Annotated in this window: 15 protein-coding genes; 4 read left to right on the plus strand and 11 right to left on the minus strand. The window is 61.6% G+C overall.

Annotated elements, in window-relative coordinates:
- Nucleotides 1-25: 25 nt before the first annotated feature.
- The 6 genes from OH764_RS09695 to typA all read right to left on the minus strand — a co-directional run bounded on the left by OH764_RS09695 (nucleotide 26) and on the right by typA (nucleotide 9,878).
- Entirely contained in the window at nucleotides 26-508 is a 483-nt protein-coding gene (locus OH764_RS09695; RefSeq protein WP_498846631.1) for a transposase, read from the minus strand.
- Between the two features lie 171 nt (nucleotides 509-679).
- Nucleotides 680-1,777, minus strand: coding sequence for a cell division protein ZapE (zapE, locus tag OH764_RS09700; protein WP_020070127.1), 1,098 nt, complete (start codon nucleotides 1,775-1,777; stop codon nucleotides 680-682).
- An 89-nt stretch (nucleotides 1,778-1,866) separates the two neighbouring features.
- On the minus strand, nucleotides 1,867-3,297 hold the full coding sequence (gene lpdA, locus OH764_RS09705) for a dihydrolipoyl dehydrogenase (RefSeq protein ID WP_498846632.1): 1,431 nt from the start codon (nucleotides 3,295-3,297) through the stop codon (nucleotides 1,867-1,869).
- Between the two features lie 151 nt (nucleotides 3,298-3,448).
- Nucleotides 3,449-4,738: a 2-oxoglutarate dehydrogenase complex dihydrolipoyllysine-residue succinyltransferase gene (gene odhB, locus OH764_RS09710; protein ID WP_498846633.1), complete on the minus strand. Its 1,290-nt coding sequence runs from the start codon at nucleotides 4,736-4,738 to the stop codon at nucleotides 3,449-3,451.
- A gap of 144 nt (nucleotides 4,739-4,882) precedes the next feature.
- Nucleotides 4,883-7,744 carry a 2-oxoglutarate dehydrogenase E1 component gene (locus OH764_RS09715; protein WP_020070124.1) on the minus strand — a complete coding sequence of 954 codons (2,862 nt, stop codon included), beginning with the start codon at nucleotides 7,742-7,744 and terminating at the stop codon, nucleotides 4,883-4,885.
- A gap of 307 nt (nucleotides 7,745-8,051) precedes the next feature.
- Entirely contained in the window at nucleotides 8,052-9,878 is a 1,827-nt protein-coding gene (gene typA / locus OH764_RS09720) for a translational GTPase TypA (RefSeq protein WP_020070123.1), read from the minus strand.
- 347 nt (nucleotides 9,879-10,225) lie between these two features.
- Here typA and OH764_RS09725 point away from each other — a divergent pair, with 347 nt between their 5' ends.
- The 4 genes from OH764_RS09725 to OH764_RS09740 all read left to right on the plus strand — a co-directional run bounded on the left by OH764_RS09725 (nucleotide 10,226) and on the right by OH764_RS09740 (nucleotide 15,324).
- Nucleotides 10,226-10,741 (plus strand): MarR family winged helix-turn-helix transcriptional regulator, encoded by a 516-nt coding sequence (locus tag OH764_RS09725; protein ID WP_027777272.1) that lies wholly within the window; start codon nucleotides 10,226-10,228, stop codon nucleotides 10,739-10,741.
- Nucleotides 10,742-10,790: 49 nt separating this feature from the next.
- Complete coding sequence (locus tag OH764_RS09730) at nucleotides 10,791-12,374, plus strand: outer membrane factor lipoprotein domain-containing protein (protein ID WP_498846634.1); 1,584 nt, start codon at nucleotides 10,791-10,793, stop codon at nucleotides 12,372-12,374.
- Between the two features lie 100 nt (nucleotides 12,375-12,474).
- On the plus strand, nucleotides 12,475-13,731 hold the full coding sequence (locus OH764_RS09735) for an HlyD family secretion protein (protein ID WP_498846635.1): 1,257 nt from the start codon (nucleotides 12,475-12,477) through the stop codon (nucleotides 13,729-13,731).
- A gap of 30 nt (nucleotides 13,732-13,761) precedes the next feature.
- Nucleotides 13,762-15,324: an efflux MFS transporter permease gene (locus OH764_RS09740; RefSeq protein ID WP_498846636.1), complete on the plus strand. Its 1,563-nt coding sequence runs from the start codon at nucleotides 13,762-13,764 to the stop codon at nucleotides 15,322-15,324.
- 150 nt (nucleotides 15,325-15,474) lie between these two features.
- Here OH764_RS09740 and truB read toward each other — a convergent pair whose 3' ends face one another.
- The 5 genes from truB to rimP form a co-directional block, all read right to left on the minus strand.
- Nucleotides 15,475-16,410, minus strand: a complete 936-nt coding sequence (gene truB / locus OH764_RS09745; RefSeq protein WP_498846637.1) for a tRNA pseudouridine synthase B — start codon at nucleotides 16,408-16,410, stop codon at nucleotides 15,475-15,477.
- A gap of 108 nt (nucleotides 16,411-16,518) precedes the next feature.
- On the minus strand, nucleotides 16,519-16,884 hold the full coding sequence (rbfA, locus tag OH764_RS09750) for a 30S ribosome-binding factor RbfA (RefSeq protein WP_027777275.1): 366 nt from the start codon (nucleotides 16,882-16,884) through the stop codon (nucleotides 16,519-16,521).
- A 177-nt stretch (nucleotides 16,885-17,061) separates the two neighbouring features.
- Nucleotides 17,062-20,007 (minus strand): translation initiation factor IF-2, encoded by a 2,946-nt coding sequence (infB, locus tag OH764_RS09755; protein ID WP_498846638.1) that lies wholly within the window; start codon nucleotides 20,005-20,007, stop codon nucleotides 17,062-17,064.
- Nucleotides 20,008-20,101: 94 nt separating this feature from the next.
- Nucleotides 20,102-21,577, minus strand: a complete 1,476-nt coding sequence (gene nusA, locus OH764_RS09760) for a transcription termination factor NusA (RefSeq protein WP_020070115.1) — start codon at nucleotides 21,575-21,577, stop codon at nucleotides 20,102-20,104.
- Nucleotides 21,574-22,032 (minus strand): ribosome maturation factor RimP, encoded by a 459-nt coding sequence (gene rimP, locus OH764_RS09765; RefSeq protein WP_007182297.1) that lies wholly within the window; start codon nucleotides 22,030-22,032, stop codon nucleotides 21,574-21,576. Before rimP ends, nusA begins: the two co-directional genes overlap by 4 nt.
- Between the last annotated feature and the right edge of the window lie 333 nt (nucleotides 22,033-22,365).

A 22,365-nucleotide genomic window follows, 5' to 3' on the forward strand; every position in this document is an offset into this window, starting at 1 on the left:
ACGTGATGTCGCGTGATTAAAGTCGTCATGCAGCGTGTTTGAAGGGCGACGCGAAAGCAAACGGAGAAGACGGCAAGGGCTTGGCCGGTGCCGGCTTGTGCGACGTGTGCGACGTGTGCGACGCGGGCACCGTAGGCGCTGCCGGCACCGGCGCCTTTTCTACTGCGACCACGCTTTTCTGTTCCGCGCTCAGGTGCGTGCGCATGCGCGCCTCCATCATTGCGCAAAGTTCTTCACTGGCTGTGCCGAACAACTGCTCCATGACGCGCTTTAATACGCCGGATTCGTACCATGCCTTGAAGCGGCGATGACAGGTTTGATAAGACGGGTATTTGCGCGGCATGGCAGACCAGGTAGCGCCGCTATACATTACCCACAACACGCCGTTCAGGACAGAACGGGTATTAGCAAGCGGGCGTCCGCGTAGTTCCGAGCGCGGGCGCAGTTCGGGCAGCAACGGCGCAATGCGTTGCCACTCTTCGTCGTTCATATCGCGGTAGGGGTTCATGGTTTCTCCTTTGTCAGATACTCGACAAAGATAGCCAGTCGCCCAAACACGGAACATCAGAGCAATCCGAATCCTGAAAATACGCCTTTCGACCTAGTCCGCTAGGCCGAAGCGGCGTGAGCTATCGCAAAAGGACCGTCCGCTGGTTTGCGGAAACAGCCCGGGCACCACTCAGGTCAGCGACGTATCGACGATCCGGCGCGGTGCATCGAGATACTCTTTGCTCTGCATTTCGACGATCCGGGACACCGTGCGAGTGAATTCGTTAGCCATGGGGCCATCGACGTAAAGCTCCTCGGGCGGCACCGCAGCCGACATCAGCAGCTTCACCTTGTGGTCGTAGAACACGTCGATCAGCCACGTGAAGCGGCGCGCCTCCGACGCCATGCGCGCCGACATCTGCGGCACCGCTGACAGAATCACCGCGTGGAAACGGCTCGCCAGTTCAAGGTAGTCGTTCTGCGAACGGGGACCGCCGCACAACGTCGCGAAATCGAACCAGACAACGCCGTCTGCCTTGCGCAGCGCCTTCAACTCGCGCTTCTCGATATGCAGGATCGGGCTTTCGTCAGGGACCGCGGCGAGGCGCGCGAACGCGTCGCGCAACGCCTTGTCCGCGGCCGCGCCGAGCGGCGTGTGATACACCTCCACCTGAGCGAGGGTGCGTTGCCGGTAGTCGATGCCTGCATCGACGTTGATCACATCGAGCTTCTCCTTGATAAGCTCGATGGCCGGCAGCATGCGGTCGCGGTGCAGGCCGTCAGGGTACAGCGTGTCGGGGTCGTAGTTGGACGTCATCACGAACTGCACGCCGTTTTCGAAGAGCTTGTCGAGCAGGCGGTACAGGATCATCGCATCGGCAATGTCCGACACGTGGAATTCATCGAAACAGATCAGCCGGTAGCGCTTCGCAACGCGTCGCGCGAGTTCGTCGAGCGGATCGGCCTGGCCTTTCAGTTCCTCCAGTTCACGATGCACTTCGCGCATGAATTCGTGAAAATGCAGCCGTGTTTTGCGCTGCACCGGCACGATCATGTAGAAACTGTCCATCAGGAAGCTCTTGCCGCGCCCTACGCCGCCCCACATGTACACGCCGCGCGGCGGGTCCGGGCGGTTGATGAGCTTTTTCAACGCGTTCGAGCGACGCGACTTGTACTCGACCCACTCTTCGTAGCACCGCTGCAGACGGTCGACCGCCGCGCGTTGCGCCGGATCGGATTGGTAGCCCCGCGTCTGCAGTTCTTTTTCGTAGTATTCGGTGACGTTCATCGTGTTGCTGCGAAAAGAAAGGCGGGAGGGAGTGAACCCGCCCGCCTTTGTGGTGATGCCAGAGTACGTTCAGTCAGGCGTGCGCGCGATTACATGTTCAGTGCGCGCTTGTCCACGGCGAGTGCCGCTTCGCGCATGACTTCCGACAGCGACGGGTGCGGATGGCAAATGCGGCCGATGTCTTCCGACGCCGCCTTGAATTCCATCGCGACCACGGCTTCTGCGATCAGGTCCGATGCGTTCGCCGAGATGATGTGCACGCCGAGCAGTTCGTCGGTCTTCGCGTCGGCGATCATCTTGACGAAACCGTCCGCCTTGTTGATGCCCAGCGCGCGGCCGTTCGCCATAAACGGGAACTGGCCCGTCTTGACTTCGCGGCCTTCCGCCTTCAGTTGCTGTTCCGTCTTGCCGACCCACGCAATTTCCGGCTCGGTGTAGATCACCCACGGAATGCAGTTGTAGTCGATATGCGGCTTCTGACCGTCGATGATCTCAGCGACCAGCACGCCTTCGTCTTCGGCCTTGTGCGCGAGCATCGGTCCACGGACCACGTCGCCGATCGCGTAGACGTTCGGCACGGCCGTCGCGCAATGATCGTCGACGTCGATAAAGCCGCGTTCGTTGGCCTTCAGGCCAATCGCTTCGAGACCGAGGTTGTCGGTGTTCGGCACGCGGCCGATCGACACGATCAGGCGGTCGGCTTCGAGCTTCTGCGCGTTGCCGTCCTTGTCCGTGTAATTGATCGTGACGCTGTTCTCCGTGGTCGACACTTCGCCGACCTTCACGCCGACGTGAATGTCGAGACCCTGCTTCTTGAACTGCTTGGCCGCTTCTTTCGCGAGCGCCTGGTCAGCCGCGCCGAGGAATTCCGGCAGCGCTTCGAGCACGGTCACTTCCGCGCCCAGACGGCGCCACACCGAGCCCAGTTCGAGGCCGATCACGCCTGCGCCGATCACTGCGAGCTTCTTCGGTGCCGTGTCGAAAGCGAGTGCGCCTTCGTTGTCGGCGACAATCTTGTTGTCGACCGGAATGTTCGGCAGATGGCGTGCCTTCGAACCTGTGGCGATGATCACGTTCTTCGCCGTGACCACTTCCGTTTCGCCTTCCCCGCTCACCTCGATCTGCACGCCGGCGTCCGCCTTGCCGGTGAACTTGCCGTGACCCTTGAGCCACGTGATCTTGTTCTTGCGGAACAGGAATTCGATGCCCTTCGTCATCTTCTCGACGATGCCCTCTTTGCGGGCCATCATCTTCGAGATGTCGACCTTCACGTTTTCCACCGAGATGCCGTGGTCAGCGAGGTGATGCGATGCGTTTTCAAATTCTTCCGACGACGCGAGCAGCGCCTTCGACGGAATGCAACCCACGTTCAGACACGTGCCGCCGAGCTTCAGCGCGCCGGCCGGGTTCTTCCATTTTTCGATACATGCGACGGTCTTGCCGAGCTGCGCTGCGCGGATGGCGGCGATATAACCGCCAGGACCTGCGCCGATCACGACGACGTCAAATTCTTTGGACATGACAATCCTTTTGATGACGGAACGGCGCGCGGCCACACTTCGTGGCGCGGATCGTTCCTGTACTGCGGAATGCGAAAGACGTGGTGCTTGCCTGATGCTTTATATGGCGCCGGCTCGCGCGATAGCAAGCCGGCACCGATAAAAGCGGCGCTTACAGGTCGAGCAGCAGGCGCGCCGGGTCTTCCAGCGCATCCTTCATGGCGACGAGCGACAGCACGGCTTCACGGCCGTCGATGATCCGGTGATCGTAGGAGAGCGCCAGGTAGTTCATCGGGCGGATCACGATCTGGCCGTTCTCGACCACGGCGCGTTCCTTCGTTGCGTGCACGCCAAGGATCGCGGACTGCGGCGGGTTGATGATCGGCGTCGACAGCATCGAACCGAACACACCGCCGTTCGAGATCGAGAACGTACCACCCGTCATTTCCTCGATCGACAGCTTGCCGTCTTTCGCCTTCTGGCCGAATTCGGCAATCTTCTTCTCGATTTCGGCGAGGCTCAGCTGATCTGCATTGCGCAGGATCGGCACCACCAGACCGCGCGGCGAACCGACAGCGATACCAATGTCGAAATAGCCGTGATAGACGATGTCGTTACCGTCGATCGACGCGTTCACCAGCGGGAACTTCTTCAGCGCGTGAACAGCCGCCTTCACGAAGAACGACATGAAGCCGAGCTTCACGCCATGTTCCTTTTCGAACTTGTCCTTGTACTTGTTGCGCAAGTCCATCACCGGCGCCATGTTCACTTCGTTGAACGTGGTCAGGATCGCGTTGGTTTGCTGCGACTCGAGCAGACGCTCGGCGATACGCGCACGCAGACGCGACATCGGCACGCGCTGCTCCGGGCGGTCCTTCAGCCATTGGTCGGCCGATGCCGGGCCCTTGACGTCCGGCAGCGACGGCCGGGCGGCCTTCGCTGCTGCAGCCGGTGCAGGCGCGGCGGGCTTCGCAGCCGGAGCGGTCTGGCCTGCCGTCAGCACGTCGCCCTTGGTGATGCGGCCGTCGCGGCCCGTGCCGGCGACGTCGCCCGACGACAAGCCCTTCTCCGCCATCAGCTTGCCGGCAGCCGGCGAAGCAGCGGTGTTCGCACCCGTTGCGGATGCGGCTTGAGCAGCCGGCGCCGGTGCGGCGGCCGGGGCGGGCGTGGCGGCCGGAGCCGGTTTCACTTCCGCTTCGACAGCGGCGGCGCCTGCCTTGCCTTCCGTGTCGATCTTGGCGATGACCTGATCGGCCGTGACGGTGTCGCCGTCGTTCGCGATGACTTGCGCCAGCACGCCGGCCGAGGGTGCCGGCACTTCGAGCACGACCTTGTCGGTCTCGATTTCGATAAGAATTTCGTCCTGGGCAACAGCCTCGCCGGGCTTCTTCTTCCACTGCAGCATCGTGGCTTCCGAGACCGACTCGGACAGCTGGGGAACCTTGACTTCAACAATAGCCATTATGAATATCCTGAATACGTATCGGGTGACGGCGCGGTGAACGACGACCGCCTGCGAACCATGTTTGCCGCGTCTGGACCTTTATGCGGTCGCTGAACGCGGCACGGGAAAGCGCACTGCGCTTTCCCGGTTCGTCTGTTCTCTTTATTTAGCGATCGACGCGCTCTTGAGGCGGCCGAAAGCGCCTTCGACCAGCGCTTTCTGCTGCTCGTAGTGCTTCGCGTAGTAACCGACTGCCGGCGAAGCCGAAGCCGGACGGCCGCTGTATGCCAGCTTCTGTCCTTCCTTCATGCCTTCCTTCAGATGGTGCTCGATGTAGAACCACGGTCCCTGATTCTGCGGCTCGTCCTGCACCCAGACCACTTCCGTCGCGTTGTCGTACTTCTTGATCTCCGCTTCGAACTGCTTGTGAGCGAACGGATACAGCTGTTCGATACGGACGATCGCGACGTCGTTCGCCTTCGCTTCGCGGCGATGCGCGACGAGGTCGTAGTACACGCGGCCCGAACACACCAGCACGCGCTTGACCTTCTTCGCGTCGATGGTTTCTTCGACTTCGCCGATCACCGGCTGGAACGAACCCTTCGCCAGTTCCGACAGATCGGAGACGGCTTCCTTATGACGCAGCAGCGACTTCGGCGTAGCAACGATCAGCGGCTTGCGGAACAGCCGGATCATCTGACGGCGCAACAGGTGGAAAATCTGCGCCGGCGTGGTCGGCTGAACCACTTGCATGTTGTGGTCTGCGCACAGTTGCAGGAAACGTTCGATACGCGCCGACGAGTGCTCCGGACCCTGGCCTTCATAGCCGTGCGGCAGCAGCATGGTCAGGCCCGAGACGCGGCCCCACTTGACTTCGCCCGACGAAATGAACTGGTCGATCACAACCTGCGCACCGTTCACGAAGTCGCCGAACTGCGCTTCCCATGCGACGAAGGTGTTCGGTTCAGCCGTGGAGTAACCGTATTCAAAGCCGAGCACCGCTTCTTCCGACAGCACCGAGTCGATCACCGTGAACTTCGCCTGACCTTCGGCGATGTTCTGCAGCGGCACGTAAGTGCCGTCGTTCCAGCGCTCGCGGTTCTGATCGTGCAGCACCGCGTGACGGTGCGTGAACGTGCCGCGGCCCGAGTCCTGGCCGGTCAGGCGCACCGCATAGCCGGAGGCGACCAGCGACGCGAACGCGAGGTGCTCGCCCATGCCCCAGTCGAGCTTCGCTTCGCCACGGCCCATTGCGCGACGGTCGTTCAGAACGCGCTCGACGAGCGGGTGAACCTTGAAGTTTTCCGGGACGGTGGTGATGCGCTCAGCGAGGCGCTTCAGTTCCGCGAGCGGCACAGCCGTGTCGGCTGCGTCGGTCCACTTGCGGTTCAGGAACGGCACCCAGTCCACTGCGTACTTGCTCTTGTAGTTCGAGAGCACCGGGTCGACCGTGTGATGGCCTTCGTCCATCGCCTTGCGGTAGGCCTTGACGAATTCCTCGCCTTCTTCGGCCGTGATCACGCCTTGTTGCACCAGCTTTTCGGCGTACAGCGCGCGCGTGCCCGGATGCTTTGCGATGGTCTTGTACATCAGCGGCTGCGTGACAGCCGGCGTGTCCTGCTCGTTGTGACCCAGCTTACGGAAGCAGACGATGTCGACCACGACGTCCTTGTGGAACTGCATCCGGAAGTCGATAGCCAGTTGCGTGGCGAGAACGACGGCTTCAGGATCGTCGCCGTTCACGTGCAGCACCGGCGCCTCGATCATCTTGACGACGTCCGAGCAGTACAACGTGGAGCGCGAGTCGCGCGGGTCCGACGTCGTGAAACCGATCTGGTTGTTGATGACGATGTGCAGCGTGCCGTGCGTGCCGTAACCGCGCGTTTGCGCGAGGTTCAGCGTTTCCATCACGACGCCCTGACCGGCAAAAGCCGCGTCGCCGTGGATCTGCACCGGCAGCACTTGCAGGCCGCTGTCGTCGCCCCGACGGTCCATACGCGCCTTCGCCGAACCTTCTACCACCGGGTTGACGATTTCGAGGTGCGACGGGTTGAACGCGAGCGACAGGTGAACCGGGCCGCCTTCGGTCGAGACGTCCGACGAGAAACCCTTGTGGTACTTCACGTCGCCGGCCGGCAGGTCGTCGACGTGCTTGCCTTCGAATTCGGCGAACAGGTCAGCCGGCATCTTGCCAAGCGTATTGACCAGCACGTTCAGACGGCCGCGGTGAGCCATGCCGATCACGATTTCCTGCACGCCGCGTGCGCCGCCGTGACGCACGACTTCGTCCATCGACGCGATGAAGCTTTCGCCGCCTTCCAGCGAGAAGCGCTTCTGGCCGACGTACTTGGTATGGAGGAAGCGCTCGAGGCCTTCAGCAGCCGTCAGGCGATTCAGGATGTGCTTTTTCTTCTCGTTCGAGAAATTCGGCGTGGAGCGGATCGACTCCAGCTTTTCCTTCCACCAGCGCTTCTGTTCCGGATCGCTGATGTACATGTACTCGGCGCCGATCGTGCCGCAGTACGTGTCGCGCAATGCCTTGACGATCTCACGCAGCGAAGCGCGTTCGAATCCGAAATACAGATTCGTGGCGCTGAATTCCTCGTCCATATCGGCTTCGGTGAAGTCGTAGAACGCGGGTTCGAGTTCGGGGATTGCGGGACGTTCGCGGCGCTTCAGGGGATCGAGATTGGCCCATTGCGAGCCGAGGAAGCGATATGCGCCGATGAGGGACTGCACATAGACTTGCTTTCGCGCGGTAGCGAGGTCTTCGCCGCCGGTTGCCGTGCGCGGGATGAAGGCGTTGGCCTTGGCCCGTTGTGCAAACGATTCGACGATCGGGCCATGGGCCACGTCGTTGGCATTAGTGCCATCCGATGCAGGAACGTTCTGCAACGCGTCGAAATAGCTGCGCCAGTTCTCGGGCACTGACGCCGGGTTGTCGAGATATGCTTCGTACATTTCTTCTACGTACGGAGCATTGCCGCCGAACAGATAAGAGTTCGACTGGAATTGCTTCATCATTTTTACGCTCACCTTTCTTCGAGTTTCTCGAGAAATAGCGGGTTACAGAACCTTCCGCGACACGGCCTGACCGTTTAGCGGATTGCGCGAATCAAGTCTTGCTTGGAAGGACCTAAAACTTTGCACCCGGGGAGCATATCACATAACGGATATCGCAGATAGCAGACGGATCGCCGCTCGGGCCTTCAGCGACGGGCTTCAGCGGCAATTTCAAATAACGCGAATGCACTCCGGAAATGCAAAAAGCCACCCAAAGGTGGCTTTTTACTAACAACTCAAGCGAAGGCCAGAAGCCGTTGCGCGCTGCTTAATCTACCGCGCCCTTGCGGCTCGCGCTGCGACGCTCGTGTTCTTTCAGGTAGCGCTTACGCAGACGGATGGATTGCGGCGTGACTTCGACCAGTTCGTCGTCGTCGATGAATTCGACCGCGTATTCCAGCGACATCTGGATCGGCGGCACGAGGCGCACTGCTTCGTCGGTACCCGATGAACGGACGTTGGTGAGTTGCTTGCCCTTGATCGGGTTCACGACCAGGTCGTTGTCACGGCTATGAATGCCGATGATCATGCCTTCGTACAGCGGCTCGCCCGGCGACACGAACATACGGCCGCGGTCCTGCAGCTTCCACAACGCGTAAGCGACTGCTGCGCCGTCGTCCTGCGAAATCAGCACGCCGTTGCGGCGCTCGCCAACCGAGCCTTCCTTGACGGGCTGATACGAGTCGAACGTGTGGCTCATCAGGCCCGTACCGCGCGTGAGCGTGAGGAATTCCGACTGGAAGCCGATCAGGCCGCGCGCCGAAATACGATATTCGAGACGCGTGCGACCACGGCCGTCCGACGCCATGTCGAGCATTTCGCCTTTGCGGCGGCCCAGTTCTTCCATTACGCCGCCTTGGTGCGCGTCTTCCATGTCGACGGTCAGGTTCTCGTACGGCTCGTGCTTCACACCGTCGATTTCCTGCATCACCACGCGCGGACGCGACACGGCCAGCTCGTAACCTTCACGGCGCATGTTTTCCACGAGAATGGTCAGGTGCAGTTCGCCGCGACCCGCCACTTCAAACGTGGTTTCGTCGCCGGTTTCTTTGACGCGCAGCGCGACGTTGTGATTCAGTTCCTTCATCAGGCGATCACGAATCTGACGGCTCGTGACGAACTTGCCTTCGCGGCCGGCGAGCGGCGACGAGTTGACGAGGAAGTTCATGGTGAGTGTCGGTTCGTCGACGGTGATCATGGGCAGCGCTTCCGGCTGTTCCGGTGAGCAGATGGTCACGCCAATGCCGATTTCCTCGATACCGTTAATCAGCACGATGTCGCCCGCTTCAGCCGACTCGACCTGCACGCGCTCAAGACCCTTGAACGACAGCACCTGGTTGATCTTGCGGTTCAGAATCGCGCCATCAGGACCCGAACGCACGGCGACTGCCATGCCCGGCTTGATGCGGCCACGCGTGATACGGCCCACGCCGATACGGCCGACATACGACGAGTAGTCGAGCGAGGTGATCTGCAATTGCAGCGGGCCTTCCGGGTCGGCCGCGCGAACCGGCACGTGCTCGAGCACGGCTTCGAACAGCGGACGCATATCGCCTTCACGCACGTCCGGGGTCAGACCGGCATAGCCGTTCAGGCCCGACGCATAGACGATCGGAAAGTCGAGCTGCTCGTCGGTCGCGCCCAGCTTGTCGAACAGGTCGAACGTCTGGTTGATCACCCAGTCGATGCGTGCGCCCGGACGGTCCACCTTGTTGATCACCACGATCGGCTTCAGACCGAGCGCCAGTGCCTTTTTGGTCACGAAGCGCGTTTGCGGCATCGGGCCTTCGACGGCGTCCACCAGCAGCAGCACCGAGTCGACCATGGACAGCACGCGCTCCACTTCACCGCCGAAGTCCGCGTGGCCCGGGGTGTCGACGATGTTGATGTGCGTGCCCTCGTATTCGACCGCGCAGTTCTTCGAAAGAATCGTGATGCCACGTTCTTTTTCGATGTCGTTCGAGTCCATCACACGCTCGGCAACCTGCTGGTTGTCACGGAACGTGGCGGTCTGGCGGAGGAGCTGGTCGACGAGCGTAGTCTTGCCGTGGTCGACGTGGGCAATGATGGCGATGTTGCGTAGGGCGCGGGTCATAGGAAACCTGGAGACAGTTGAGTGCGCCGCTTGCTCATGCCGCTTCGCTCTTCGTATAAGAGCAATGTGAGGATAAAAACCACGACAAGCCCAATGCGCACTTTTGGGAACCCAACATTATAGCACGCACCAATGACGCTTTCTGGTATTCCCTGATAGGAAGCGCTGCGGCACCGTCTTCGCCATGAGTAAATCTGACGTCCCGACGGCCTTACCCATACGCAAAAACGCGCCGATTCTTGCTTGAGCGCGGAAATATCCTTGCCTAAGCTGTAATAACGCTTGCCGCGTCAATCATCCGACTCTTATAATTGTGCCTAGTCAACCATTGCATTCGCACGAGAATCATGACGGAGCCGTCCTCAACCCCAGCGCCTGAGATCAGCGAATACCAGCTAGGCGAAAGTGTCGGCTATCTGCTGTCGCGCGTGAAATCGACCATGTCGAACCTTGTGACCCAGCGCAGCATGGCGGAGCTTGGTATCACCAGTCAGCAAGGCAGCATCCTGTTCATGGTCGCGAGCGGGAAATGCCTGCTGGCGGCCGAACTCGCGCGCGAATACGGCATTGACGCAAGCGCCGTCACCCGCCTGATCGACCGTCTCGAAAAGCGCGGCCTGCTCACGCGGGTGCGCAGCAACGAAGACCGGCGCGTCGTGCGTCTTGCGCTCACACCGGAAGGGCATGCGATCGCGGCAAAAATGCCGAAGATCTTCAACGGTGTACTCGATGACCTGCTCTCCGGCTTCACCCCGGAAGAAGTGGGCTTTCTGAAGAGCATGCTGCGTCGCGTGCTGCTCAATTCTGGCGAACAAACGGGACTGACCCGTGATGCGGCAAGCAATTACGACAGCAAATCGTAAGAAATTGCTTGCAGCGTCCATCATTACATTCCACTCAAAGAGTCGAGCGATGAAATCCCTTTCCCTGTCCGCGCCCGCGCTTTCGAGCCGGGCCGCTGTCGCCGCCGCGGTGGCAGCGCTCGCCCTCACTGGGTGCGCGAACTACTTCGGTGTCAAAAGCGACAAGCAGATTTCGTCGCCGGCGCAATATGAGTCCTCCCAGAGTCTCGCGGGCCAGAGCGGCCAGTGGCCGTCGCTCGACTGGGCCAACCAGTTCGGTGACCCGCAGTTGCCCAAGCTGATCTCCGAAGCGCTGGAAGGCAACCCGTCGATCGCGCAGGCGCAGGCGCGTCTTGCAAAGGCGTCGTCGTACATCGAAACCTCTCGCTCGGCGCTTTACCCGAAAGTCAACGGCAGCTATTCGTGGACACGCGAACTGTTCTCGAGCAACGCGCTGTACCCGCCTCCGTACGGCGGCACCTGGTATAGCGAGAACAACGTGCTCGCGAGCGCTTCGTGGGATCTCGACCTGTGGGGCAAGAACCGTCAGCGCCTCGGCCAGGCTGTGTCGCAGGAAAAGGCGGCCGAAGCCGACATGCAGCAGGCGCGCGTGACGCTCGCGGCGTCCGTGGCGAGCACCTATAACCAGCTTGCACAGCTTTACGCGCTGCGTGACATCGCCGCACGCGAAATCGCCAACCGCCAGGATATCGGCCGCATTACGAACGGTCGCGTTGCTGCGGGTCTTGATACGAACGTCGAGCGTCAGACCGCGACGGGCAATATCGCGTCGAGCCAGGCCAGCCTGAGCGATCTGGACGGCCAGATCACCGTGGTGCGTTATCAATTGGGCGCGCTGCTCGGCAAGGGGCCGGATCGTGGCCTGCAAATTGCGGAGCCTGCGCTCGGCGTCGGCAATACAGTCGCGCTGCCGGACAATCTGCCGGCCGATCTGGTCGCGCGCCGCGCAGATATAGTTGCCGCGCGCTGGCAAGTCGAAGCGGCGATGCATGACGTCAAGGAAGCGAAGGCGGAATTCTTTCCGGACGTGAACCTCGCAGCCGGCTTCGGCTTCGACGCGTTCGGCTGGGGCCGATTCCTGACAGCCGGCAGCCGCCAGATCCAGTTCGGTCCGGCGATTCACCTGCCAATCTTCGACGCAGGCGCGCTGCGCTCGCAATTGAAGGGCCGTTATGCGGATTTCGAGCTGAACGTGGCGAACTACAACCAGACGCTGATCAATGCGTTGTCGGATGTCGCGACGCAGGTGTCGTCGATCCGCTCGATCGACCAGCAAGCGGGCGACGCTCAACGCGCACTCGACGCGTCGACGAAGGCATACGAACTGGCCGTGATCCGCTACAAGGCGGGCCTGTCTCCGCAACTGCAGGTGTTGACCGCCGACCAGAACCGCCTGTCCGCCGAACAGACGGTTACCACGCTCAAGATGCGTCGCCGCGACATGCAGATCGGTCTCGTCAAGGCGCTGGGCGGCGGTTTCGACGCGACGCAGACAGGCCTGGTCGTGCCGACGGACGCGCCGGCATCGGCCGCCGCGGCATCGGCCGCCTCAGCACCGGCTTCTGCGGCACCCGTCTCTACGTCGGCGGCGGGCGTGTCATCCGCCCCGGCTGCGACCGCCGCTGTGAACTGACGCGAACTGATCGCGCCGTCAAGCAACCGTATCGACCGCAACAGACCACACACGAACATCCGAATAAACGACGACGTTTGAGAGAACCCGGAGCACATCAATGAGCACCCCCCAACAGCCCGCGGCTAACAACCAACCGGCACAGCCGAACAAACCGGCACAACCGGCGAACAGCGGCAAACGCAAGCGAATGATGACGCTGCTCGTCATCGTGATCCTGATCGCCGCTATCGCCTATGGTCTGTACTATTTCCTCGTGGCGCGCTTTCATGAAGACACCGACGACGCATATGTGAACGGCAATGTCGTGCAGATCACGCCGCAGGTTACGGGCACCGTGGTCGCGGTGAACGCCGACGATACGCAAACGGTGAAGGCCGGCGACCCAGTCGTCGTGCTGGATCCGGCCGACGCCCGCGTCGCGCTCGATCAGGCAGAAGCCAATCTTGCGCAGACGGTGCGCCAGGTGCGCGGTCTCTTCGCCGACGACAACCAGTACCAGGCGCAAGTTGCGCAGCGTCAGTCCGACCTGTCGCGCGCTCAGGACGACTTGAAGCGCCGTCTGACGGTTGCGCAAACCGGCGCCGTGTCGCAGGAAGAAATTTCGCACGCACGTGACGCCGTCAAGAGCGCGCAAGCCGCCGTCGAAGCTGCTCAACAGCAACTGGCATCGAACCGCGCGCTGACCGCCAACACCACGATCGCGAATCACCCGAACGTGCAGGCCTCCGCCGCGAAGGTCCGCGACGCGTATCTGAACAATGCGCGCAACACGCTGCCGGCACCGGTCACCGGCTATGTCGCGAAACGCTCGGTGCAGGTCGGACAACGCGTCTCGCCGGGCACGCCGCTCATGGCCATCGTGCCGCTGGGCGCCGTGTGGGTGGACGCCAACTTCAAGGAAGTGCAGCTCAAGCACATGCGCATCGGCCAGCCGGTCGAACTGACGGCCGACGTCTACGGTTCGTCGGTCGTCTATCACGGCAAGGTGGTGGGTTTCTCGGCGGGCACGGGTTCGGCGTTCTCGCTGCTGCCCGCGCAGAACGCCACCGGCAACTGGATCAAGGTGGTGCAGCGTCTGCCGGTGCGAATCGCGCTCGATCCGCAGGAACTCGAAAAGCATCCGCTGCGTATCGGCCTGTCGATGCAAGCCGACGTGAGCATCAAGGACGAGAACGGCGGCCAGCTGGGCAACGCACAGAACACCGTCTATCAGACGGACGTGTTTGCTAAATATGGCGACGAAGCCGACGCGGAAATTGCTCGCATCATCGCGGAAAACGCCGGTCCGAACGCAGGCACGCATAAAGCCGCGCAGTCCGGATCCAGCAAGCCCGCAGCCGCAAAACTGATGTAAGCCGCGCGGCGACTCATACAAGGCTTCTGAATGGCTCAGGCTCAGGCGCAAGTCCCTCACCCGCCGCTCGAGGGCGCGCAACTGGTGATCGGCACCATCGCGGTGTCGCTCGCCGTTTTCATGAACGTGCTCGACACGTCGATCGCGAACGTTTCGATTCCGTCCATATCGGGCGACCTCGGCGTGTCGGCCGATCAGGGCACGTGGGTAATCACGTCGTTCGCGGTCGCCAACGCGATCTCCGTGCCGCTCACGGGCTGGCTCACCGACCGCATCGGCCAGGTGCGCCTCTTCATGGCGTCGATCGTGCTGTTCGTGATTTCGTCATGGATGTGCGGCCTCGCGCCGACTCTGCCCTTCCTGCTCGCCTCGCGCGTGCTGCAGGGCGCAGTGGCCGGCCCGATGATTCCGCTGTCGCAAACGCTGCTGCTCGCGAGTTATCCTCGCGCCAAGGCGCCGATGGCGTTATCGATGTGGGCGATGACCACACTGATCGCGCCGGTCGCCGGTCCCATCCTGGGCGGCTGGATTTCGGACAACATCTCCTGGCCCTGGATCTTCTACGTCAACATTCCGGTCGGCGCGATCGCCGCGCTCGCGACGTGGATGATCTTTCGCAACCGTGATTCCGTCGTCAGAAAGGCGCCGATCGACGGTGTCGGTCTCGGCCTGTTGATCGTCTGGGTCGGCTCGTTGCAGGTCATGCTCGACAAGGGCAAGGACCTCGACTGGTTCTCGTCTACGACTATCGTCGTGTTGACGCTGGTCGCGGTGATCGCGCTTGCGTTCTTTATTGTGTGGGAACTGACGGCCGAGCATCCGGTAGTCGACCTGTCGCTCTTCAGCAAACGAAACTTCACGGGCGGCACCATAGCGCTGTCGGTCGGCTACGGGCTTTACTTCGGCAATCTGGTTCTGCTGCCGCTGTGGCTGCAAACCGATATCGACTACACGGCCACCGAGGCTGGTCTCGTCATGGCTCCAGTTGGTCTCTTCGCCGTGCTGCTGTCGCCGATCACAGGCAAGGTGCTGCCGCGCACCGATCCCCGTTATATCGCGACGTTGTCGTTTCTCGTATTTGCGCTGTGCTTCTGGATGCGCTCGCGTTATACGACCGGCGTGGATACCTACTCGCTGCTACTGCCCACGCTGATTCAAGGCATCGGCATGGCCGGGTTCTTTATTCCGCTGGTTTCGATCACACTGTCTGGTTTGCCGGGTAATCGCATACCGGCGGCATCGGGTTTGTCGAACTTCGTGCGGATTATGTGCGGCGGCATTGGCACGTCGATTTTCCAGACCGCGTGGGACCATCGGACGATCATGCATCACGCGCAATTGACCGAGCGCGCCAACGCGTACAACCCGGTGTTCGATCAGTCGATCCGGCAGATGGGCGCTGCCGGTTTCAGTCAGCCTCAAGCGTATGGCCTATTCAATTCGATGGCCACGCAACAAGCCGCACAACTGGGCGTAAACGACATCTTCTTCATTTCCGCCGGCATTTTCGTGGCGCTGATCGCGCTGATCTGGGTCACGAAACCGGAGAAGGCCGGCGGCGACGCCGGTGCCGCAGCCGCGGCGGCGCACTGATCTCGCGTTTCATTCCCTAATCGACGAGATGCAAAAAAGGCGGGGCCGCTCTATAACGGTCCCGCCTTTTTCATTGCAGCGGCGCAATCAGCTAAGCCGAATTGCCTGCCGGAACGCGTATCTCACGCGCTTTCAGTTCGCGTGACCGGACTAGTTCGCCGTCGTCACGACGAGGCGTTCAGGCGCGAGCACGCCCTCACCCTGTTTTGCGACGCCCAGCAGACGCCCTTGCGCGGCGTAGACCCTCACGCGCGGCGCATTCGCCGCTTCACTGCTCAGACTCAGCTCGGAAAGCTTCAGCCGTTGACCGTGCAAAAAGCGCCGCGTCGCATCTTCGTCCAGATGCACGGACGGGAACGTCGACAGCAAGGCGTCGACCGGTTGTAACCACGCGTCGCGCTCGCTTTCCGTTGCATCCGATAGCGCGTCGAGCGTCACCGCATGCTCGAGCGTCAGCGCGCCGACGCCGGTGCGCCTCAGGGCAACCAGATGAGCCCCACAACCCAACGCCTCGCCGATGTCCTCTGCCAGCGTACGCACATACGTGCCTTTGCTACAGGTGACGCGGAACGTCACATCGGGCAGCGCGCAAGCGAGCAATTCGAGCACGTGGATCGTCACCTGGCGCCCTTCCCGCTCGACTGTCTGCCCGGCGCGCGCGTATTCGTAGAGCGGCTTGCCGTCGCGCTTGAGCGCCGAGTACATCGGCGGAACCTGAACGATCTCGCCGACAAATGCCGGCAGCGCCGCCAGAACCGCCGCCTCGTCGCACGTTACCGCGCGCGTGTCGACCGGCTCCCCTTCGGCGTCGCCAGTGGTGGTGCGAACGCCGAGACGCATGGTGGCCTCGTAGGTCTTGTCGGCCTCGAGCAGATCTTGCGAAAACTTGGTGGCTTCGCCGAAACACAGCGGCAGCAGGCCGGTCGCGAGAGGATCCAGCGTGCCGGTATGTCCGGCCTTTTTAGCCAGATAGAGGCGCTTCGCGCGAATCAGTGCGTCGTTGCTCGACAGGCCGAGCGGCTTGTCGAGCAACAGCACGCCGTCGAGCGCGCGGCGCGGCACGCGGGGGCGTTGAGGTGCGGTCATGTGGGAAGACGGGTTTCTATGGAATCCGGAACAGCATATTGCGCCTTGACGACCCGAAATTTACCGCACGCAACGTGGCGCGGCTCGGGACGAGTGCGCCGACTGCGCTTAGTCGTCTTTCGCGCGATTGGCGTTCGCCTCGTCAATCAGACGGGACATTTCAACGGCGCGCTCGATCGTCTGGTCGTAATGGAAATGCAGCGTCGGCACCGTGTGAATATGCAGGCGCTTGAACAGCTGATTATGCAGATGACCCGCCGCATGCGTGAGCGCCGCGAGCGTCTGTTGAGGATCGCCCGTCAACGTCGTGAAATAGACCTTCGCGTGTGCGTAGTCCGGCGTCAGTTCGACGCTCTGAATCGTGACGATGCCGATGCGCGGATCCTTGACCTCGCGCAGCAGTTCCGACAGATCGCGCTGGATCTGATCGGCGATCTGCACGTTGCGATTGGGTGAAGAACGTTTTTTAGGCATGGTGTTGTGTGATCCGTTTTGGCGGATGCAAAAAATGGTTCGCGGCCGCGAAACTCGAAAAATCGCGGCATTCGCGCGGCGCGACGGCCGCGGACAGGCGAAACGGCGGCTCCAAAAAAACAACGGGCGGAGTGGGCGTTGATGCCCGCTCCGCCCCTTGGAACCGTGCCGCGTGACTTACAGCGTACGCGCGACTTCGGTGACCTCGAAGACTTCGAACTGGTCGCCTTCGACGATGTCGTTGAAGTTCTTGATCGACATACCGCACTCGAAGCCCTGGCGGACTTCCTTCACGTCGTCCTTGAAACGCTTGAGCGAATCCAGCTCGCCCGTGAAGATGACGACGTTGTTGCGCAGCACGCGCACCGACGACGAGCGCTTGACGTAGCCGTCCGTGACCATACAGCCGGCCACCGCGCCGATCTTCGGCACCTTGAAGACCTGACGCACTTCGACCGTCCCGGTGACGACTTCCCGCTTCTCCGGAGCCAGCATGCCCGACATCGCGGCCTTCACCTCATCCACTGCGTCGTAAATGATGTTGTAGTAGCGAATGTCGACACCGTTGGCTTCCGCGAGCTTGCGAGCCTGCGCGTCCGCACGGGTGTTGAAGCCGATGATGACCGCCTTCGAAGCCGTTGCCAGGTTGACGTCGGACTCGCTGATGCCGCCCACGGCGCCGTGCACGATCTGCACGCGCACTTCGTCGGTGGAAAGCTTGAGCAGCGACTGCACCAACGCTTCCTGCGAACCCTGCACGTCCGCCTTGACGATGAGCGGCATGTACGCCACTTCGCCTTCGCCCATCTGCTCCAGCATGTTCTCGAGCTTCGCGGCCTGCTGCTTGGCCAGCTTGACGTCGCGGAACTTGCCTTGCCGGAACAGCGCCACTTCACGCGCCTTGCGGTCGTCCGGCATGACGATGACTTCTTCGCCTGCTTGCGGGACTTCCGACAGACCCTGGATTTCGACCGGGATCGACGGACCAGCGGACTTGGTCGGCTTGCCGGTTTCGTCGAGCATGGCTCGCACACGACCGTAAGCGCTACCTGCCAGCACCACGTCACCGCGGTTCAACGTACCCGACTGGACGAGGATCGTTGCAACAGGACCCTTACCCTTGTCGAGCTTCGCTTCGATAACCAGACCCTTGGCCGGAGCTTCGACCGGTGCTTTCAGTTCCAGCACTTCGGCCTGGAGCAACACGTTTTCCAACAGGTCGTCGATGCCCGCGCCGGTCTTTGCCGACACCGACACGAACGGCGAATCGCCACCGTATTCTTCCGGCACGACGCCTTCTGCGACGAGTTCCTGCTTGACGCGGTCCGGATTCGCATCCGGCTTGTCGATCTTGTTGATCGCGACGACGAGCGGCACACCGCCTGCCTTCGCGTGGGCGATCGCTTCCTTCGTTTGCGGCATCACGCCGTCGTCGGCGGCGACCACCAGAATGACGATATCCGTTGCCTTCGCACCGCGGGCACGCATGGCCGTAAAGGCCTCGTGGCCCGGCGTGTCGAGGAACGTGATCACGCCACGCGGCGTTTCGACGTGATAAGCGCCGATGTGCTGCGTAATGCCGCCGGCTTCGCCCGCTGCAACCTTCGCGCGGCGGATGTAGTCGAGCAGCGAGGTCTTGCCGTGGTCGACGTGACCCATGACCGTGACGACCGGCGGACGCGGCAATGCTTCCGCATCCGACACTTCGCCTTCGACCAGCATGGCTTCCGGATCGTCCAGCTTGGCCGCAACCGCGTGATGGCCCAGTTCTTCGACGATGATCATCGCCGTTTCCTGGTCCAGCATCTGGTTGATGGTGACCATCTGGCCGAGCTTCATCATCGACTTGATGACTTCAGACGCCTTCACCGCCATCTTGTGCGCCAGATCGGCCACAGTGATGGTTTCCGGCACGTGCACTTCACGCACGATCGGTTCGGTCGGCGCCTGGAACGTAGTGTTCTGGTCCTGATGCTTGCCGCGACCCTTCGGGCCGCCGCGCCAGCCGCGGTCGACGCCGCCGCTCGTATCGCCGCGAGTCTTGATTCCACGGCGCTTGGCTGCGTCGTCCTGCCAGCCGCCCTTGCCACCCGGCTTCTTCTTGTCGCCGACGGACGGCGTGGTCGTGGCGGCCGGAGCCGCCGCAGCCGGCTTCCGTGCAGCCGGACGCGCCGGAGCTTCGCCAGCCGGACGCGCCGGCTTGTGCAACGTGCCTTTGGCTTCAGCAGCCTTGGCCGGCTCTGCGGGCTTCGGTGCCGGTTCCGGCGCCTTGACCTGCGCCTTGCGCGGCGTGTTCATCATTTCGCGGATCGCGCGCGCTTCGGCTTCAGCCGCCGCGCGGCGCTTGGCGATTTCTTCCTGTTCGGCACGCGCCTTTTCCGCAGCTTGACGTGCTGCATCTTCCGCCTTCCTGGCGGCTTCGCGTTGTGCGGCGCGCTCGGCAGCGGCTCGCTCGTCGTCCTGCTCGGTGTCTTTCGCGACGACCGGCTCCGCAGGTTTGGCAGGCGCCGTTTGGACCTTCGCAACTTGCGGTGCCGGCTGCGCCTTCTCGCGAGCGGCCGCCTCGGCCGCAGCCGCTGTGCGTTTCTTCGCCGCCTCTTCTTCGGCGCGACGGCGCTCGGCTTCCGCAGCCTGCTCGCGTGCCTGGCGCTCGGCCTCTTCGCGTTCCAGCTGTTCCTGACGCGCCTTCAGTTCCTGAGCCTGCTGCTCGAGCAACTCGGCTGCGTGACGCGCCTCTTCTTCACGACGCTGAAGTTCCAGATCGTCGACTTCGGCGGCCTCGGCCACATGATTCGATGCATCTCCGCCATCAGCGGAGGTTTCGTCGCGGCGGACGAAAGTGCGCTTTTTGCGCACCTCGACCTGAATGGTGCGAGCTTTGCCCGTCGCATCGGACTGCTTGATCTCCGACGTATGCCGTTTCGTCAGCGTGATCTTGCGCTTGTCTGCATCAGTCGAGCCGTGAGACTTGCGCAAGTGGTCGAGCAGACGCGCCTTGTCCGTTTCGGACAAGGAGTCGGCTTCGCTCGCTTTTGTGACGCCTGCCGCCTGCAGCTGCTCGAGCAGCACGCCTGCAGGCATTTTCAGTTCCGCGGCAAATTGGGCTACGTTGTTACTCGCCATTCATTCCTCTTAATGCAAGGACCGATTCCTTGCGGTTAGCATCGGGTCATGCGGCCTGACGGCCGCGTTCAATTTAGTGCGCCATGGTCATTTCTCACTGGAACCAATGTTCACGTGCTTTCATGATCAACGCCTTAGCGGCATCCTCTTCCATTCCGGTCATCTCGACCAGTTCATCTACAGCCAGCTCGGCGAGTTCGTCGCGCGTCTGGATCTGATGTTCGGCCAGCTTCGCGAGCAGGTCGGCGTCCATGCCGTCCAGGCTCTTCAGGTCGAGCGCTACATTTTCGACCTTTTCTTCATTCGCGATTGCCATCGTCAACAGCGCGTCGCGCGAGCGGTTACGCAGTTCGTGGACGGTGTCTTCGTCGAACGCTTCGATTTCGAGCATTTCGTTGAGCGGCACATAGGCAATCTCTTCGAGGCTCGTGAAGCCTTCGTCGATCAGGATGTCGGCAACTTCCTCGTCGACATCGAGACGCGCCATGAACAGGTCACGCAAAACGCCACGTTCCTGATTCTGCTTTTGTGCAGATTCGTCCGGCGTCATGATGTTGATCTGCCAGCCGGTGAGTTCGCTGGCAAGACGCACGTTCTGGCCGCTGCGGCCGATCGCGACCGCCAGTTCGTTTTCGTCCACGACGACGTCCATCGAATGCTTTTCTTCGTCGACGACGATCGATTGGACGGCTGCCGGCGCGAGCGCGCCGATCACGAACTGAGCGGGATCCTCCGACCATAGCACGATGTCGACGTTTTCGCCACCGAGCTCGTTACGCACGGCCTGCACTCGCGAACCGCGAATACCGACACAGGTGCCGATCGGATCGATGCGCTTGTCATAAGCGACCACGCCGATCTTCGCGCGCACGCCTGGGTCGCGCGCCGCCGCCTTAATTTCGAGAAGGCCCTGTTCGATCTCCGGCACTTCCATCTCGAACAGCTTCATCAGGAATTCGGGCGCCGTACGCGACAGTTCGATCTGCGGACCGCGGGCGGTGCGATCGACCTTGGCAATATAGGCACGCACGCGGTCGCCCACGCGCAGGTTTTCCTTCGGGATCAGCTGGTCACGGCGCAGCAGTGCTTCCACACGGCCGGTTTCAACGATGAAGTTGCCCTTGTCGAGACGCTTCACCGAGCCGGTCATGATGTGCTCGCCGCGCTCGAGAAAGTCGTTCAGGATCTGTTCACGCTCGGCGTCGCGCACCTTCTGCAGGATCACCTGCTTGGCTGCCTGCGCGCCGATACGGCCGAATTCGATCGACGGCACCGGTTCTTCGATGTATTCGTCGAGCTGGATTTCGGGCTTCTGCTCACGTGCTTCGAACAGCAGGATTTCCTGATCGGGCTCTTGCAGACCGGCTTCGTCAGGCACCACTTTCCAGCGACGAAACGTTTCGTGCTCGCCGCTTTCACGGTCGATATGGACGCGAATATCCGCGTCTTCGTCGAAGAGTTTCTTGGAGGCCGAAGCGAGGGCCGCTTCGAGCGCGGCAAATACCACGTCTTTATCGACGTTCTTCTCGCGTGCCAGCGCATCCACCAGCATCAACACTTCGCGACTCATTGTTTGCGGCTCCTAAAGTCAACTTTCGGAACGAGGCGTGCTTTGTCCATGTCCGCGAGCGTGAAATCGAGCATCGCGGCGCCTTCCTTCCCTTCAAATTCCAGACCGATGGTCTCGCCTTGCGGAGCATGCAAAATACCCCGGTACGATTTCCGTCCGTCCAATGGCTTTTTCAATGTGATTACCACTTCGCTGCCTGCGAAGCGTTCAAAATCCGCCAGTTTTTTCAGCGGACGGTCGAGCCCCGGCGACGATACTTCGAGCCGCTCATAATCGATATTTTCGACCGTCAGTACGTGCTGGAGCTGACGTGTGACTTTCTCGCAGTCTTCGATCGCGATGCCGGCCGGCTGGTCGATATAAATACACAACATGCCGCGCCCGGTGCGCTCGAGATCGACGAGCTCGTAGCCGAGTCCCACGACCGTGGTTTCAATCAGTTCCGTCAGTTGCACAGTGCCCTCTTAGATGTTCGCGCAGCGAGCCTGCCGCTTGTTCTGCAAACAACCAATGCGGGCCGCGCGCCTGGCCGGCGCACGTTCGTGCTACCCGAGATGACGAACCACGATGAACTGAGCGGCAAAAAAAAATGGGCTAAACGCCCATCATCTTATTACCGGTGGTCGCACCTGAGCCGCACATGAAAAGCCGCACGCCCAGCGACTTCGCGATTGTAGCCATTTTTCAGGACAAACGCAAACCGCAGAACGCCGTGTCAAGCGCATTTCCGCCTGATTTCATGGGGATCTGTGGACGATATGGCGACGCCTCGCGACTTTTGCAAGCCG

This window comes from Burkholderia sp. M6-3 (genome assembly GCF_050858985.1).
GTDB classification, from domain to species: Bacteria; Pseudomonadota; Gammaproteobacteria; order Burkholderiales; family Burkholderiaceae; genus Paraburkholderia; species Paraburkholderia caledonica.

What these genes read in the sequence shown, in the direction of transcription:
- OH764_RS09695 (WP_498846631.1), bottom strand. Translation starts at nt 508, where the DNA reads ATGAACCCCTACCGCGATATGAACGACGAAGAGTGGCAACGCATTGCG.
- zapE (WP_020070127.1), bottom strand. Translation starts at nt 1,777, where the DNA reads ATGAACGTCACCGAATACTACGAAAAAGAACTGCAGACGCGGGGCTAC.
- lpdA (WP_498846632.1), bottom strand. Translation starts at nt 3,297, where the DNA reads ATGTCCAAAGAATTTGACGTCGTCGTGATCGGCGCAGGTCCTGGCGGT.
- odhB (WP_498846633.1), bottom strand. Translation starts at nt 4,738, where the DNA reads ATGGCTATTGTTGAAGTCAAGGTTCCCCAGCTGTCCGAGTCGGTCTCG.
- OH764_RS09715 (WP_020070124.1), bottom strand. Translation starts at nt 7,744, where the DNA reads ATGATGAAGCAATTCCAGTCGAACTCTTATCTGTTCGGCGGCAATGCT.
- typA (WP_020070123.1), bottom strand. Translation starts at nt 9,878, where the DNA reads ATGACCCGCGCCCTACGCAACATCGCCATCATTGCCCACGTCGACCAC.
- OH764_RS09725 (WP_027777272.1), top strand. Translation starts at nt 10,226, where the DNA reads ATGACGGAGCCGTCCTCAACCCCAGCGCCTGAGATCAGCGAATACCAG.
- OH764_RS09730 (WP_498846634.1), top strand. Translation starts at nt 10,791, where the DNA reads ATGAAATCCCTTTCCCTGTCCGCGCCCGCGCTTTCGAGCCGGGCCGCT.
- OH764_RS09735 (WP_498846635.1), top strand. Translation starts at nt 12,475, where the DNA reads ATGAGCACCCCCCAACAGCCCGCGGCTAACAACCAACCGGCACAGCCG.
- OH764_RS09740 (WP_498846636.1), top strand. Translation starts at nt 13,762, where the DNA reads ATGGCTCAGGCTCAGGCGCAAGTCCCTCACCCGCCGCTCGAGGGCGCG.
- truB (WP_498846637.1), bottom strand. Translation starts at nt 16,410, where the DNA reads ATGACCGCACCTCAACGCCCCCGCGTGCCGCGCCGCGCGCTCGACGGC.
- rbfA (WP_027777275.1), bottom strand. Translation starts at nt 16,884, where the DNA reads ATGCCTAAAAAACGTTCTTCACCCAATCGCAACGTGCAGATCGCCGAT.
- infB (WP_498846638.1), bottom strand. Translation starts at nt 20,007, where the DNA reads ATGGCGAGTAACAACGTAGCCCAATTTGCCGCGGAACTGAAAATGCCT.
- nusA (WP_020070115.1), bottom strand. Translation starts at nt 21,577, where the DNA reads ATGAGTCGCGAAGTGTTGATGCTGGTGGATGCGCTGGCACGCGAGAAG.